Annotated in this window: 13 protein-coding genes; 2 read left to right on the forward strand and 11 right to left on the reverse strand. The window is 72.9% G+C overall.

What is annotated here, in order from left to right; genetic code table 11:
- Positions 1 to 1,047: a MerR family transcriptional regulator gene (locus tag ACFY1L_RS12915; RefSeq protein ID WP_388822916.1), complete on the reverse strand. Its 1,047-nt coding sequence runs from the start codon at positions 1,045 to 1,047 to the stop codon at positions 1 to 3.
- Positions 1,048 to 1,194: 147 nt separating this feature from the next.
- Between ACFY1L_RS12915 and ACFY1L_RS12920 the strand changes: the two genes are divergently transcribed.
- Positions 1,195 to 2,064, forward strand: coding sequence for a RimK family alpha-L-glutamate ligase (locus tag ACFY1L_RS12920; RefSeq protein WP_388822448.1), 870 nt, complete (start codon positions 1,195 to 1,197; stop codon positions 2,062 to 2,064).
- On the opposite strand, the gene ACFY1L_RS12925 is transcribed toward ACFY1L_RS12920, so the two are convergent.
- A complete protein-coding gene (locus tag ACFY1L_RS12925) occupies positions 2,048 to 2,701 on the reverse strand; it encodes a TetR/AcrR family transcriptional regulator C-terminal domain-containing protein (protein WP_388822451.1) in 654 nt (217 codons plus the stop codon). The genes ACFY1L_RS12920 and ACFY1L_RS12925 overlap by 17 nt on opposite strands.
- 110 nt (positions 2,702 to 2,811) lie before the next feature.
- On the opposite strand from ACFY1L_RS12925, the gene ACFY1L_RS12930 reads away from it, so the two are divergent.
- A complete protein-coding gene (locus tag ACFY1L_RS12930) occupies positions 2,812 to 4,281 on the forward strand; it encodes an FAD-dependent monooxygenase (protein ID WP_388822454.1) in 1,470 nt (489 codons plus the stop codon).
- Here ACFY1L_RS12930 and ACFY1L_RS12935 read toward each other — a convergent pair.
- From ACFY1L_RS12935 to ACFY1L_RS12975, 9 genes are read right to left on the reverse strand one after another with little or no spacing between them, the layout of a single operon-like run.
- Positions 4,271 to 4,906: a hypothetical protein gene (locus ACFY1L_RS12935; RefSeq protein ID WP_388822457.1), complete on the reverse strand. Its 636-nt coding sequence runs from the start codon at positions 4,904 to 4,906 to the stop codon at positions 4,271 to 4,273. The genes ACFY1L_RS12930 and ACFY1L_RS12935 overlap by 11 nt on opposite strands.
- Positions 4,872 to 5,702 carry an FkbM family methyltransferase gene (locus tag ACFY1L_RS12940; protein WP_388822459.1) on the reverse strand — a complete coding sequence of 277 codons (831 nt, stop codon included), beginning with the start codon at positions 5,700 to 5,702 and terminating at the stop codon, positions 4,872 to 4,874. The genes ACFY1L_RS12935 and ACFY1L_RS12940 overlap by 35 nt, the downstream gene beginning before the upstream one ends.
- Complete coding sequence (locus tag ACFY1L_RS12945; RefSeq protein WP_388822462.1) at positions 5,699 to 5,923, reverse strand: Trm112 family protein; 225 nt, start codon at positions 5,921 to 5,923, stop codon at positions 5,699 to 5,701. Before ACFY1L_RS12945 ends, ACFY1L_RS12940 begins: the two co-directional genes overlap by 4 nt.
- Positions 5,920 to 6,828 (reverse strand): hypothetical protein, encoded by a 909-nt coding sequence (locus tag ACFY1L_RS12950; protein WP_388822918.1) that lies wholly within the window; start codon positions 6,826 to 6,828, stop codon positions 5,920 to 5,922. The genes ACFY1L_RS12945 and ACFY1L_RS12950 overlap by 4 nt, the downstream gene beginning before the upstream one ends.
- 25 nt (positions 6,829 to 6,853) lie before the next feature.
- The gene (locus ACFY1L_RS12955; protein ID WP_388822465.1) at positions 6,854 to 7,588 is read right to left on the reverse strand and encodes a methyltransferase domain-containing protein; all 735 of its coding nucleotides are present in this window, start codon (positions 7,586 to 7,588) and stop codon (positions 6,854 to 6,856) included.
- On the reverse strand, positions 7,585 to 8,985 hold the full coding sequence (locus tag ACFY1L_RS12960) for a condensation protein (RefSeq protein ID WP_388822468.1): 1,401 nt from the start codon (positions 8,983 to 8,985) through the stop codon (positions 7,585 to 7,587). Before ACFY1L_RS12960 ends, ACFY1L_RS12955 begins: the two co-directional genes overlap by 4 nt.
- 5 nt (positions 8,986 to 8,990) lie before the next feature.
- Complete coding sequence (locus ACFY1L_RS12965; protein ID WP_388822471.1) at positions 8,991 to 13,415, reverse strand: alpha-(1->3)-arabinofuranosyltransferase family protein; 4,425 nt, start codon at positions 13,413 to 13,415, stop codon at positions 8,991 to 8,993.
- Positions 13,412 to 14,146 carry a class I SAM-dependent methyltransferase gene (locus ACFY1L_RS12970; protein WP_388822473.1) on the reverse strand — a complete coding sequence of 245 codons (735 nt, stop codon included), beginning with the start codon at positions 14,144 to 14,146 and terminating at the stop codon, positions 13,412 to 13,414. Before ACFY1L_RS12970 ends, ACFY1L_RS12965 begins: the two co-directional genes overlap by 4 nt.
- Positions 14,143 to 15,297 (reverse strand): glycosyltransferase family 4 protein, encoded by a 1,155-nt coding sequence (locus ACFY1L_RS12975; protein WP_388822476.1) that lies wholly within the window; start codon positions 15,295 to 15,297, stop codon positions 14,143 to 14,145. The genes ACFY1L_RS12970 and ACFY1L_RS12975 overlap by 4 nt, the downstream gene beginning before the upstream one ends.
- Positions 15,298 to 15,306: the final 9 nt, after the last annotated feature.

Genomic DNA, 15,306 nt, shown 5'->3' on the forward strand with positions numbered 1-15,306 from the left:
TCATGCCGCCGCCTCCACCACGTCCGCCACCACACAGCTCACGTTGTCCGGGCCGCCCGCCGTGTTCGCCTCGGTGACCAGGGTGCGGACCGTCTCGTCGGGGCCCGTGCCCGAGGTGAGCAGTTCGCGGATGCGGGGCTCGGGGACGACCGTCGACAGGCCGTCGGAGCACAGGAGGTAGCGGTCGCCGGGGGTGGCGTCGTGCAGGCGCAGGTCCGGGGTGCCGGTGCCGAGGGCCTTGAGGAGGAGGCTGCGTTGCGGATGGGTCGTGGCCTCCTCCTCGGTCAGCCGGCCCTCGTCGATCATCGACTGGACCACCGTGTGGTCGTGGGTGATGCGGAACAGCTCCCCGTTGCGCAGCAGGTAGGCGCGGGAGTCGCCGATGTGCACCAGGGCCAGGCGGGAGCCCGTCCACAGCAGGGCGGTCAGGGTCGTGCCGTTGCCGTCGGTGCCGTCCGTCGCGTCGCGGAGGGCCTCCGTCGCGCCCTGCACCGCCTCCTCCAGGAGGTTCAGGACGTTGCCCGCGGGCAGCTCCTCCGTCTCCAGGAAGCGGAGGGCCGCCACTGCGGCGCTGCTGGCCGGTGCGCCCGCCGGGCCGAAGCCGTCGGCCACCGCCAGCAGCCGGGTGCCCGCGTACGCGGTGTCCTGGTTGGCGGGGCGGACCCGGCCGCGGTCCGAGTGGGCGAAGTAGCGCAGTTCCAGCACGGTGTCGTCCTTCCCCGGGTCTTCCGACAGGTGATCCACGAGGAACGCGGCGAGGTCCCGCCGTACCGCAGTCTCCGCCTCGACCCGCGCCCAGTAGGCCCGGATCTCCCGCGCGGCGGCCGCCGGTTCGAGCGCGCACACGTCGCGGATACGGGCCAGCGGCATCCCGATCCGCCGCAGCCACGCCACCAGACGTGCCCGCTCCAGCTGCCCGACCGCGTAGTAGCGGTAACCCGTGTCCGGGTCGACCCGGGCGGGGCGCAGCAGGTCCAGCTCGTCGTACAGGCGCAGGGCCTTGGGCGACAGCCGGCACGCCTTCGCGAAGGCGCCGATCGTCAGCATGTTCGTGTGCACCTCGGAGTCCTCCCCGTGTTCCCGCCACCGATGCTGGGGCTTCCCCGAAGGGGAAGGTCAATCGGGTTGCAGCGGTTCCGTGCCGTCTGGTTAACCTGCGGTGGTCCGCACCCGCAGCAGAACGGAGCCCCGACCGTGCCTCGCGTCGCACTCGCCACCTACGACCCCGGTACGGCGCCGAGCAAGGACCGTGATCTTCCGGTGCTGGTGCGTGCGTTGCGGGACGCCGGGGCCGAGGCCGTCGCGCTGCCCTGGGACGACGGCGGCACCGACTGGGGCGGGTTCGATCTCGTCGTCATCCGGTCGACCTGGGACTACAGCTGGCGGGCGGAGGAGTTCGTGGCCTGGGCGCAGAAGTGCGCCGCCGTCACCCGGCTCGCCAACCCCGCGGAAGTCGTGCGGTGGAACACCGACAAGCGGTACCTGGGGGACCTGGCGGCGGCCGGGGTGCCCGTCGTGCCGACCCGTTATCTCGCGCCCGGTGACGCGTCGGACCTCCCCGGCGATCACGAGTACGTCGTCAAGCCGACCTCGGGCGCCGGCGCGCGGTACGCCGCCCGCTACACGGCGGAGGACCACGACACCGCCGTACGGCATCTCGCGCGGATGCACCGGGAGGGGCTGACCGCGATGGTGCAGCCGTATCTGGCCGGCATCGACGTCAGCGGGGAGCGGGCGCTGCAGTTCTTCGGCGGGCGGTTCCTGCACGCCAGCCGGAAGGGTGCGGTGCTGGCGCCCGGGACGGCCTACGACGACGACAAGGTGGCCCACCCGGATCTGCAGCCGTGGACCCCGACCCCGGCCGAACTCGCCGTCGCCGAGCGGGCGTTGGCCGCCGTGCCGGATGCGCCCGAGCTGCTGTACGCGCGCGTGGATCTCGTGGACGGGGAGGACGGGGAGCCGCGGGTGATGGAGCTGGAGCTCGTCGAGCCGAATCTGTTCCTCGGTCTGCACCCCGGGTCCCTGGCGGTGGTCAGGGACGCGATCCTCACGGCTGCCGGGTAGGCGTCTCGGCCGCGTTCGTGTGCAGGGTGCGCAGGCCCGCCAGGACGATCGCGAGGGCGTAGTCGAAGTCGTCGTCCGGGGTGGCGGCGGCCGCGTGGCGCTCGCGCAGGGAGCGGGCCAGGAGCGGGAACGGGAACGCCGGGTCGGAGATCATCGCCTGCTCGGTGCCCGCGTCGGCGCGCGACTGCTCCTCGACCACCCGGCCGACCGTGAAGTGCAGCACCGCTCCGGCCGCGCGCGAGGCGTCGGCCAGGGCGAAGCCCGACTCGTACAGGACCTCGGTGATGCGCTCGGCGTGCAGGCCCAGCGCCACGGCCCGGCGCAGGTCGGCGCCGGAGGCCACCGCGGCTCCGTCACGGTGGGCGAGCAGTGCGCGGCGCAGGGCTTCGAGGGTGTCCCCCAGCCATTCCCACCAGGGCCGGCCGGAGCGCGGGCGGCCCAGCCGCGCGGCCGTGGGCGCGAGCATCGCGTCCGTCATGTGGTCCAGCAGGGCGCGCTTGTTGGCGAAGTGCCAGTACAACGCGGGTGCCTGGACGCCGAGTTCGCGGGCCAGCCGGCGCACGGTGAGCTTCTCCAGCCCGTCGGCGTCCAGCAGCCGCAGGGCGGTGCGCGCCGCGTGGTCCTTGTCGATGGCCACCGGGCCCCTTCCCGTCGTGCCCTGTCCTGAATGCGTCGTTCCGCGCTTGACACCTTAACAAGTTAAGGGAAGCGTTGAGGGGGCACTTAACTAGTTAAGGAGGGGTGGCCATGACCGACGAACCCGATGTGATCGTGGTCGGAGCAGGCCCCGTGGGACTGCTGCTCGCGGCCGAACTGCGCCTCGCCGGCGCCGTACCGCTGGTCCTAGAACGGCTCGCGGCCCGCTCACCGCAGCGCAGGGCCCGCGGCGTCGGACCGCTCGCCGCCGAGGCCCTTGCCCGGCGCGGTCTCGGCGGGCGGCTGACCGCGGACCTGGCGGAGCGCACCGCCGAGAAGGCCCGCGACCACGGCAGCGAGAAGGGGCACTTCTCGGCGATCCACAAGATCGACCCCGCCCTCCAGGACGAGCCCGACCGGCAGGGCGTGTGGATCTGGCAGCCGGAGCTGGAGGAGCTGCTCGCCGAGTACGCGACCGGGCTCGGCGTCGAGGTGCGCCGCGCGCACACGGTCGTCGGCGTCGCGCAGGACGCCGGTGGCGTGACGCTGACCGTCGACACGCCGCACGGCGAACGCCGGCTGCGCGCCGCCTACGCGGTCGGCTGCGACGGCGGCCGCAGCACCGTGCGGCGGCTCACGGGCTTCGACTTCCCGGGCACGCCGCCGATGATGACCGCGCGCCGAGCCGAGGCCGAGATCCTCGAGGGCGCCGACCGGCTCCCGCCGCCCGGCCGGCAGCACGGCGGCATCCTGCACCACGGCCACGGCATGCTCGCCACCTTCGACTTCGGCGACACTCCCGAGGACCGCGAAGCGCCGCTCACCGCCGAGGAGTTGGAGAACAGCGTCCGCCGGGTCACCGGCGTGGACGTCACCGTCGCCCTCACCGGCGAGACCCTCCGCTTCACCGACCACGCCCGCCAGGCCACCACCTACCGCCGCGGCCGCGTCCTGCTCGCCGGGGACGCCGCCCACGTGCACTCGCCGATGGGCGGCCAGGGGCTCAACCTCGGCCTGATGGACGCGGTCAACCTCGGCTGGAAACTGGCCGCCGAGCTCCGCGGTGACGCCCCGCCCGGCCTCCTCGACAGCTACACCGCCGAGCGCCACCCGGTCGGCGCCCGCGTCCTGCACAACACCCGCGCCCAGTCCGCCCTGCTGGCCCCCGGCCCGCACACCGACGCCCTGCGCGACGTCTTCGCCGACCTGATGGACATCCCCGAGGTCAACCGCCACCTGGGCCGGATGCTCTCCGGACTCGCCGACGCCTACGACTTCCCGTACCCGAGCGCCCATCCGCTGACCGGCCGGCACTGCCCGGACCTGGCCTTCAAGGCCGGCGCGCGCGCAGACCGCCTGAGCCGCTACACCGTGTACGGGCGGTCCGTCCTCCTCGCGCCGGACGTGCGGGCCGCCGAGCCCTGGCGGGAGCGGGTCGACCTGGTCGAGGTCGAGAGCATCGCCTACGACGGCCTCGACGCCGTACTCGTGCGACCGGACGGGGCGGTCGCGTGGGCGAGCAGCGGGGAGCCGGATGCGGAGGGGCTGGAGACCGCGCTGCGGACCTGGTTCAGCCGTTGACCGCGGTGCGCTGCAGCAGGCCCCAGGTGAACTCGGCGACCACCTCCCGACGTACGCCGTCCGCGTCCGGGGCCGTGAACGCCAGGCCCCAGCGGGTCGGGGCGGTGCCCTCCAGGGGGCGGGCGGGGGCGAAGGCGCGGGCCGCCTCGTCGACCGTGCAGGACCAGGGGGTGAGGTCGTCGAGGGTGTGGAGGGGCGGGGCCGCGGCTCCGGGGGCGCGGACCAGCCACTCGTTCCAGACGGCGCCGTTCGGGGCGAGCAGCACCTCGAAGCGCAGGTCGGGCCAGAGGGGGACGGGCCACAGGAGGGCCTCGCAGTCCAGGTCGCCGATCTTCCGGGTGATCGTCGACTCCGGAGCGCCCAGGATCGAGCGGATGGGGGTCCCCCCGCTCGAGCGAAGTCGAGAGTGGGGGAGGGATGCGGCGGCGCGGGAGCGCGGGGAGTGCAGCATCGCCTGCCAGCGCTTGTTGGCCTCTCTCATGTCGGCGATGGAGACGCCCAGTTCATGGCGGGCGTCCTCCACCAGGTCCGGATTGTGGTCGGCCATGCGGCGCAGCAGGACCAGCTGGAAGTCGAGCGGGGTGAAGGGGCTAGCGGGGCGCTTTCCGGAGGGCATGGGCTCCATGGTCGCCCACGGCACTGACACCCGGGCGGCGGCCGTCGGGGAGGAACAGCACCGAATTGACGTAGCGCGGGTGGCGGCGGAAGGGCAGGACACGGCCCAGCAGGCCCTGGGTGACGACGTGCGAGGCGCTCGCCTGGTGCTCCTCCAGGGGGAACTTCGCCAGCGGCACCCAGGTGGTGCCGGGCAGGACCCAGCCGTCGTAGCGGAGCAGCGACAGGTAGGTGACGACCGGGGCGATCGGTTGGATGCGGGACTCCAGCTCGACGAAGAGGGCGGGGCGGTCGCGGGCCAGGAGCCCCGTCGCGCCGCGCAGGACCGCCAGTTCGTTGCCGTCCACGTCGATCTTGATGAAGTCGACGTCGCGCAGGCCGAGTTCGTCGAGGGTGACGCACGGGACGTCGAGGGCGTGGGCGTGGATGTCGCGGCGGATCAGGGAGGACACACCGCGGTCGCCGGCGTCGTCCGGCGGGAGCCACAGGCGGGCGATGCCCGGTTGGTCGGAGGCGGCGGCCTGGACGACGCGGACGTTGCCAGGGGTGCCGGCGGCGAGCAACCGGGCAAGGTGCGGGACCGGTTCGACGGTCACCACCTGGCGGGCCCGCCCCGCCAGGCGCCGCGTCCAGGGGCCGTACCAGCCGCCGACGTCCACGGCGGTGTGGCAGCCGCGCGGGCACAGGTCGGACAGCCGGGCCAGCTCGGGCTCGAACCGCGGGTAGACCGCCCGTGCGGTGGCGGCGACCAGGCGGGTGGGCAGGAGCGGGGCCAGCCGGGCGGCCAGGGTGGGGCGTGGAGTCACTGGGCCATCCGTTTCAGAAGGGCTTCGTGTTCGTCGTCCGACACCTGCTCCCCGGAGGAGGGCAGCAGCTGCGGGATGCCGTCGACGATCGGGTAACGGCGGTGCAGGCGCGGGTTGTACAGCGCCTCGTCCGCCGTCGGACCGTCCGGCACGAGGAGGTGCAGCGGGCCCTTGTCGAGCGGGCACGCCAGTATCCGCAGCAGCGGGTCGTCGGGGTTCATGGGGGTGTCAACTCCTTGGCACCTATGGGGGGTTGGGGCGCAGGTTTGTCGTGCTTGGGCATGGCCAGCAGCACGGAGACGGCAAGGGCGGTGCCCGCGAGCCGCAGGGCGAGCCGCAGGGGGTCGTGCGGCAGGGCCTCGCCGAACGAGAGGGTGCCGAGTACGGCCGTGTACAGACAGGTCACCGTCGTGCACACCGGCACGATCAGCGAGGCCCGGCAGCGCTGCAGCGCGGCCTGCGACATGACCAGGCCGAACGCACCGGTGAACAGCAGGAGATACGGATACGGCGACTTGAGTACGTCAACCACCGCACGGCTCAGCCCACTTGTGGTCAGGTAGCTCGACACGCCCTTGATCGCCAGTGAACTGACGCCGTAGAGCAGGCCCACCGCCACGCCGTACTCCACGCCCGTGGTCGGCGCGCGGTGCCGGTGGCGGGTGCGGCGCTCGGCGGAGCCGTACAGCCAGACACCGGCCGCCAGCGAGGGCACGCACACCAGCAGGATCAGCTGGTACGGGGCGCTGTGGCTGACCTTGTCCGAGCTCTCCTTGAGCGACATCACCACCATCAGCAGCGCGGCGAGGATCGCGCCCAGCGCGTACCGCTCCCGCCCGGTGGTCTCCTCGCCCAGCAGCCGGGCCGACAGCAGGACGAGCAGCACCAGGCCGGAGACGAAGATGCCCTGGGCCGCGGCGATCGGCAGGGTGCGGTAGACCACGAGCTGCGCGCCGAACCCGGAGGCCAGGGCGATCGAGCCGCCGATCCACAGCGGGCTGCCCAGCACCAGCCGCAGCAGCCGGGCGGGTTGCCGGATCGACACCTCCGGGAGGGCGGTGAGCGCCCGTTTCTCCAGGACGAAACCGAGGCTGTACAGGGTGTTCGCCAACAGGGCCGCGGCCACTCCCCACCACATGGCTGAGCCCCCTCTACGTCTTTCGCGCGTGCAGGAGAAGGATCGAGGCGAGGGAGGGTCTGGAGCAGGCCAGCCGGTCGAGCGGGCGCAGCGGACGCGGTACGCCGTGGAAGGGGGCCCCCGCGAGGCGTACGACCTCGAAGCCGGACGCGGCGACGAACTCCCGTAGCGCACGGGCGGTGTAGAGCCGCAGATGTCCTACGACCTCCGTGCCCGGCCGGCCGTGGATTGCGCGCAGGCTGACCTCGGAGAACACGGGCTGCACTCCGGCCAGCAGCAGAGCGCGGTTGTACCAGGCGGCCAGGTTCGGCGTGGAGAGCATCAGATGGCCTCCCGGGCGCAGGACGCGGCGGATCTCGTCCAGGGCCGCGTCCGGGTCCACGAGATGCTCGACGACCTCGCTGAACAGCACGGCGTCGGCGGAGTCGGACCTGAACGGCAGCCCGCCGCCGGTGAGTTCGCCGCGGACCGTGTACGACAGGTGCGTACGGGCGCGTTTGAGGGCGTCCTGGGACCAGTCGACGCCGACGAGGCGGTGGCCCGGGAGCAGCGGGGCGGCGGTGGCGGCCGCGGTGCCGTCGCCGCAGCCGATGTCGAGGACGGTCTGCGGCCCGGAGGTGCCCAGTGCGGCGGCCAGCATGCGGGCCTGGCGCAGGCTGCGCGGGGTGCCGGAGGCGACGGGGACGGACGGGTCCTCGTAGAAGTCGCGCAGGTCCTTGGGGCGGGGGTGGGGTGCGGTGGTGGTCATGGGGTCACCTCCGTCGTGTGGAGGTAGTGCTCGAACAGGTCCCGCAGATGGGCGCCGTCGCCGTGGCTGAGCAGGGCGCGGGACCAGCGCAGGGCGAGGTGGAGACGGCCCGCGGTGGAGGCCGTGGTGACGGTCAGGCCGCGGGGCATCCGGGCCGGCGCCGAGAACCAGACCGCGTGCGCGCGGCCGGCCTCCTCGCCGAAGTCCAGCGGGTAGGGGATGCGGCCGATGTTGCTCAGGAGCGTGGTCGACGTCCAGGGTGCGGCCGCTCTGCGCAGGCCCCGCGTGAGGGCGGCCCGCCAGGCCACGGGGGTGACCGGAGCGGTCAGGAGTGCGGCTCCGTGGCCGAGTTGGGGGCGGGGGAGGGATTTCAGGGCTCGGGTGCGGGTCGCCGTACGGCGTAGCAGGGCGGGCATCCTGGTCGGGTCGTGGGTGTCCAACTCCTCGGGCGAGAAGGGGACTTCGACCAGGCGGGTGCCGTTGCCGATGGGCATGGTGGCGTCCCGGGGGCGGTCGTCCACGGGCATGGTGATGCGCAGGGGGCGGGGGTGGGCGCCGTGCTCTCTGTTCCAGTGGGCGATGGTCAGGGCCGTGGTGACCATGAGCTGGTCGTTCACGGTGTACGGGGAGCCCTTGGGGCGGTGTGGGAGGGGGAGCTCGGTGACGAGCATGCCGTTGCCGGGGGAGGGTTCGGGGGTGCCGGGGGCGACTCTGGCGGGTGGGGACCAGTTGGAGGGGGTTTCCTCGGGGGGTTGGGGGGTGTCTGGGGTGCGGGTGGGGGGTGCGGCGGGGGAGTTGTCGGTGTCGCCGTAGATTTCGGCGGCGGTTGCGAGGACGCGGAGGCAGGCGGGGCCGTCGAGGGCGGTGTGGTTGATGGTGAGGAAGAGGACGGTTCCCTTTGTGTTCGGGGCGGGAGCAGCCGCCCCGGCGGTGCGACTGCCCGCAGCAAGGCCGACGCAGTCGGTCGCCTCGCTGCCCTCCACCGGCCCCGCCCCCTCCACCACCTCCAGCCGTATCGGCGGCGACAGGCTCAGCGGCGGTGCGGTCGTCAGTGCCCGTGTCCGCGCGTCCCGCAGCGCATCCGGCCCCGGCGGCGGGAAGCTCACCACCTCCACGTCCGGTTCCGCCGTCAGCTCCCACTCGTAGCGGCGCCGGTACCAGTGGCCGGCGGCCTCGCGCATCAGGATGCGGGGATGGCGGCGCAGGGCCTCGGTGAACGCCGAGCGCAGCCGCTCCCGGTCGAGCCGTCCCGGGAGGTGGACCTCGATGTGGACGGTCTCCGGCTCCTCCTCCTGGAGGCAGTGCCGGGCCACCTCGTCCACCACCGGGAACGGGATACGGGCGGGCGGTCGTGCCGGGCCGCCTTCGGCGCGTGCGGGGTGATCGAGCGCGGTCATACGGGTCAGTCCCTCCCGCTGTCGTCGTCCGGCCGCTGTGTCTCCTCGGGCGGTGGAGCGGGCCGGAACCTGGGTTTGCGCAAGGGGATCCGCGTGGTCGGCGCATCCGGTTCGGGCCCGCCGGGCCCGCGTGCCGAGACGGTCGGCCCGGCGTCGGGGCGGGGCGCCGGGGCGGACGCCTCCGTCTGCCCCTCGGCCGTCCCGCTCTCGCCGCGGTGTCGCTGCGGCAGTGGTGCCGTCGGTGCCTCGGAGCCGGGCGGCCACAGCGCGGACGCAGGTCCGGCCACCGGCGGCAGTACCGCCGTGTGCCCCGGCCCCTCGTCCGGCTCCCGCACGCTCACCACCCCCGCGAACAGCCCGATCAGCGCCAGCAGTTGGGCCGCGTGCCCGAACGCCCCCTCGCCCGCGCCCACCGGCTCCCCGGCCCCCGTGGCCGCCGCGATCCCGGCCCCCGCGAGGGCGACGAACGCGATCGGTACGAGCAGCGCATGCCGTCGGGACGCCAGCAGCGCCAGCGCCGGCACCAGCAGCGCGAACCACCCGGCGATCACGATGCCCACCAGCGTCAGCACCACCGTGCCGAGCCACAGCCCGGGCGGCGGCGGGGTCGGCTGCGGCGGGTCGGGGTTCGGTGCGCGGCGGCGCCACACGACCAGGCCGATCAGCACCGCAAGGCCCGCCGCACCGCCGATCAGCCCGCCCTCGTACGTGGTCGCGGGCTCGTACGACAGCTTGACGGTGCCGCCGCTCCCGGCCGGGATGCGCCAGCCCTGCTGCCAGCCGTCGAGACGGACCGGTGTCAGCTCCTTGCCGCCGAGGGTGGCCTTCCAGCCGTCGTTGTAGTTCTCGTACGTCGTCAGGTACATGGCCGCACCCGAGCCGACGGTCACCTCGCGACGGTCGCCCAGCCAGTCCCGGATGGTCAGCTGCCGTGCCGCCGCCGTGGGCTCGGCGACCGTGCCGCGGGTGAGCGTCACGTCCGTCAGCGTGAGCGGTCCGGCATCCCCGGCCTCGACCCGGTGCGAACCCGCCGGCAGCTCCAACGCGGTGTCGGAACGCCCGCGTTGGCACAGCGTCACATCCACCGCCCGGCGCTCGGTGAGGTCCCGTACCGTCCCCTTCACGCTCGTCTGGTACAGCTCGCCGTCCACGGCCACGTCCGGGCCCTGCCCGCACGGCAGCGAGAACGTCCTGCTCTCCTGCGGCTGCGGGGTGCGGTACTGGTCGAGCGCCGGGATGTACGCCTCGCTCAGGCCCACGGGGAGTTGCAGGTCCTCGTCGGCGACCGGGTTGTGCAGGGTCAGCGGGGCCGTCTTGGTGATCGTGATGTCCAGGCGGTCCGTGGTGATCGGGTCGAAGCGGACCACGCCGTTCTCGTCGACACCGGCGATGGTCGAGCCGTCCGGGGAGCTGATGTCGACCTGGGTGGCGCGGGTCGACAGGCCGCCCGCCGGGGCCAACACCACTTCCCCGATGGGCTGTTTGCCGTCCCAGCGCAGATGGATCGTGGGGCGGTCGCCCGCGATCCACGCCGTTGTCAGATCGCCGTCGGTGAGATTGCGCGCCGACAGGCCCGCGCCGAGGCCGGCCGTCGAGTCGGCGGTCGCGACGATGCGGTTCTGCTGGTCCGGGGCGACCTCGTAGAGCAGCTTGTCGGCCTCCTCGCCCGGCACCGGCACCGCGCTCGCCTTCATCTCGTACGTCCCCGCAGTGGCCGTGGAGAAGCGCCGGTGCAGGCCCGCCTCCGTGCCCGTCGCGGAGAGGCCGGTGGGGTCGGGGGTGCGGTGCAGGGAGATCATCGAGGCGGCGGCGTCGGAACTGTCGGCGTCGGTCGGGAGCCGTAGGAGCCGGGTCACCTGGATGTGCGGGAGGTCGACCTCGGAGAATCCGGCACCCGTCAGACCCGAGCGGCGTTCCACCGAGTCGACGATGGTCAGCTTCATCCAACTCGTCTCGCCCGCAGGCGCTTTGATGCTCTGCGTCTGCCCATTGGGGCGCAGGAAGCTGGTCCTCGACCCCTTCTCCGTCTCCACCCGCACCTTGGTCGCCGCCGACCGCACGCTCTCCTGCGGCAGCGGCGTCACCTTGAACGACGAGGGCATGTCGTACGAGTCCGTGAAGCCGATCCGCAGCCACTGGCCGTCCGCCGACTCCGGCGCGCCCTCCGCCCACGCGGTGTCCGGGTTGCCGTCGAAGGCGTTCACCGGGTCGTACTGGGGGAGGTAGAACAGCCAGTTGCCGCTGGAGGAGGCCGTCACCGAGCCGGCTCCGCGCAGCTGGGCCACCGTCTGGTGGTCGAGGCCCTTGGTCGGCAGGATCTGGTGCGGCTTCTTCCCGGCGTCCTGCACGGCGTCCGGCGCGTTCCGCTCCGAACTCGTATAGGTATAGGAGGTGTTGGCGCTCACCAGCCCGAACCGGGTGTCCGCACGGCGCAGTCCGTCGCCGACGATCTGCAGCGGCGGCGATCCGAGCCCGGGATGGTTGTCGCCGGTCAGGACGGTCGCCCGGCCGCGCAGCTCGGAGGCCAGCGGGAGCAGGGACTCGGGGCCGCCGGAGACCACGGCGGTGTCGGCCACGGGGTACAGATGGGCCTGGCCCGGGCGGGTCACGTCCTGGTCGGAGGGCTCGTAGATCTCCACCGCCCGCTGCCGCGGATACAACCCCTCCACCTGCAGCGGAGCGTCGTGCGCGATCGTGCCGCCGGTCATCACCGGCCCGAGTCCCGTCACCCGCTCGTACCCGGACTGCTCCAGCGTCCGCTTCACGGTCGAGGTGGGCACCGAGCCGATCTGGTCGGGGTCCAGGTCGTTGCGTACGACGACGTAGTAGATGCCGGCCCGGCTCAAGTAGTCGGCGAGACCGGGGACTTCACTGCCGGAGGTCAGGGCGTTCTCCACGGCGTCCATCGCGCGGCGGTTGCCGGGGGTGCCGAAGGGGACGTAGTCCCGTTGTGCCCAGCGGGACTTGGCGAGGACGTCGAGGGGCTGGTCGATGGGCGAGCCCCAGGTGTAGAGGCCGTGCGCGGTCGCCGGGACGACCAGGGCGCGCGAGTCGGGTGAGTACTTCTCCAGCCAACTGGCCGTGGTCTTCCAGTACTTGGGCAGTTCCTGGAAGGAGCCCGGATTGAGGATCGAGCCGTTCAGGTACGGCCACAGCAGGCCCGGGAGGATGAGGATCGCCGCGATCAGCGGGGCGAACCGGCGGCCGCGCACCCGGCGGACCCCGCGCGTCTCGGCGGCCACACCGACCAGATGGGCCAGCCCCAGCACCAACGCCAGAGCGAGCCCGGTCTGGAACTTGTAGATGTTGCGGAAGGGGACGAGACCGCCGTTCAGCCAGTCCTGCACGACCCCGTGGAAGGGCGCGCCGAACGCGCCGCCGTACCCGGCGAGCAGCACCAGCACGCACGACACCACGGTCAGCACCAGCCAGCGGCGCTCCGGCATGTCACGTCTGGCCAGGCCCGCGAGGCCCAGTCCGGCCGCGAGCGCCGAGCAGACGATCACGACCACCGAGGCCGCGACCGTCCAGCCGGCCGGCAGCCAGGCCTGGCCGAAGTGCAGATACGCGACCCAGTTCCCGGCCCCGCGCAGCGCCTCCGTCGCCGACATGGTGGCCGTCGTGGTCTGCGAAGTCTCCACGTACGGAAGGAAGTTCTCGCCGTAGACACCGAGCATGACCAGCGGTATCCACCACCAGGCGGTCGCCACGATCACACCCGGCACCCACCAGGCGAGCAGTTTGCGCTGCCGGGGTCCGGGCGGACGGGACAGCAGATACAGCCCGACCGGGAGCAGCGAGGCGAGCGTGGAGGCGCCGTTGACGCCGCCCATGAACGGCACGACCAGCGCCGAGCGCAGGGCCGCGACCCGGGCGGTGTAGCGCTCGTTGGTCAGCGGCAGCAGCACCCACGGCAGAAACGCGCCGGGCAGCACGGCGGCCGACGTGGAGCCGACGACGATGGTGAAGACCGGCCACAGCGCGTACGCGATCCCCGCGAGCAGCCGCGATCCGCCACTGCCGACCCGCAGCCGCTCGGCCAGCCGCAGCGCACCCCAGAAGGCGACGGACACGATCAGCGACATCCACAGCCGCTCGGCCAGCCACACCGGCAGGTGCAGGACATGGGCCAGCCAGTAGAACGGCAGCATCGGCCACAGATAACCGGCGTACTGGTCCTGGATCCCGCCGAAGGATCCCTGGTCGTGCCACAGCTGCCCGAGATCCGAGAAGAACGCACCCGGGTCGACCGTCACACCCAGCTTGGTGTCGAAGGTCTGCCGCCCCGGGTGCACCACCAGGAACAGCAGGAACGCCACGGCCCAGAACCCCACCAGCCAGCGCCGCGACCGCGGGCCCTCCGGCGGGCCCGAGGTGCCTGCGGTGGTGGGGACGGCAGCCGGAGGAGGGGCCTGGACCGTGGTCGTCATGGGGGACACCGCCGGAGGATGAGGAGAAGGTTCCAGGTGGCGACCTCACGTATCCCCGGCGCTTTCACGACGGTCTCCGCGAGGAACGGCCAGTAGCGGGAGCGCGCCGAGACGACCGTCACGTCGTCGCGGGCGCGCACCTGCCGCAGAGTGGCGCCGATGTGCACGGCGAAGAGGTTCTCGCCGAGGGTGTGCTTGGCCGGTCTTCCGGTACGGCGCCGGTAGCGGGCGCGGGCCCGCTCGGCACCGAAGTAGTGCCACGGCGCCCACTCGTGACCGCCCCACGGGGACAGCCAGTTGGTGAACGACACGTAGATCAGCCCGCCGGGCCGGGTCACCCGGGCGAGCTCGCTCAGGAACGTCTGCGGATCGGCCACGTGCTCCAGCACGTTGGAGGAGAAGGTCACGTCCGCGGCCCCGTCGCACAGGGGCAGCAGATAGCCGTCCGCGATCACGGACCCTTCGCGCGGCTTCTCGCCGAGCTCCGTGACGTCGGGCTCGAAGAGATAGGCCTGAGCGCCGCGCCGGCGGAACTCCTCGGTGAAGTACCCGCCACCGCCGCCGACGTCCACGACCGTACGACCGGCGACGGGCCCGTCGTAGGCCTCGACCTGGTCGGCGGCGTCGCGGGCGAGCAGCTGGTAGCAGGACTCGGGGTCGTCCTGCTCGTGCCGGAAGGCACGGAAGAGGGCGAGGGAGCGGCGTATCGAAGGGTCCTTGAGGCCGGTCATGGAGACCAGCTCCTCACCGCCTCGGCGGCCACCGCACGGAACTGTCTGACCGTACGGTGCCAGCGGTAGCGGGCTGCGCGGTCGCGGGCCGCCTTGCCCATCAGCTCACGCCGATGCCCCGACAGGGCAAGCGTGCACCAGGCGGCCGCGAACGAGGACTCCCCGTGCGCGAGCACCCCGGTCTCCCCGTCCACGACGGAATCCCGCAGCCCGGGCACGTCGAACGCAATGGTCGGCGTCTCACGGGTGGCGGCCTCGGTGACGACCAGCCCCCACCCCTCCACCGCGGACGGATGCAGCAACAGCCACGCCGCACACAGCAGCCGGTGCTTCTCCGCCTCGGAAACGTGGCCCGCGAACTCCACTCCAGGACCGGCGAGTTGCTCCAGCCGCTCACGTTCGGGACCGTCGCCGACGATCACCAGTCGCCCGCCGGTGACCGGCCGCACCCGCTCCCAGAGTCTCAGCAGCAGATCGATCCGCTTGTACTCGACGAGTCTGCCCACCGCCACGAACAGCGGCTCGGCCGACCGGTCGGCACGCGGACCGGGCTCCTCGACCCCGTTGTGCACGACTCTGATGCGGTCCCGCTCGACACCGATCGCCCGCAGGGCATGGGCCGTCGAGGGCGAGACGGCGACCAGCAGACTCCGGTGCTGGGCACCGGTCAGCGCCCACTGCTCGAGTCTTCGTCCGATCCGCGCGGCCGGCGTCAGGGGCCCGCCGAACCGCATCTTCCACAGGTCGGAGTGGACGTGGTTGACCAGGCACAGGGTGGGGCCGTGGTGCCAGAGGGGCGCGAGGTACGGCATGCCGTTGCAGACCTCGACCAGCAGATCGGTCTCGCCGACCTGCCGGGCGAAGGCCGAGCGGGCGCGCAGATAGTGGGCGAACTCGCCGCCCGCCGACACGACGCGGTAGTCCCGGAAGGCCGCGGGTCCGCCGCACAGCAGCGTCACCTGGTGGCCGAGTCCGGTCAGGCCGTCGGCGAGCCGGTCGACCAGCAGCTCGGAGCCGCCGGCGGCCGGATTGCCGAGGTCTCGATGGGCAAGGAAAACGATTCGGCGCGGTTGTGGGGGGAGCGCCGGAGGGTGGTGCTGCGGCGCCTGGGGGTACGAGGCGCGCAGCGAGGACGGCACGTGCTGGGGCATGGGTGCTCC

This window comes from Streptomyces sp. NPDC001663 (assembly GCF_042893105.1).
GTDB lineage: Bacteria > Actinomycetota > Actinomycetes > Streptomycetales > Streptomycetaceae > Streptomyces.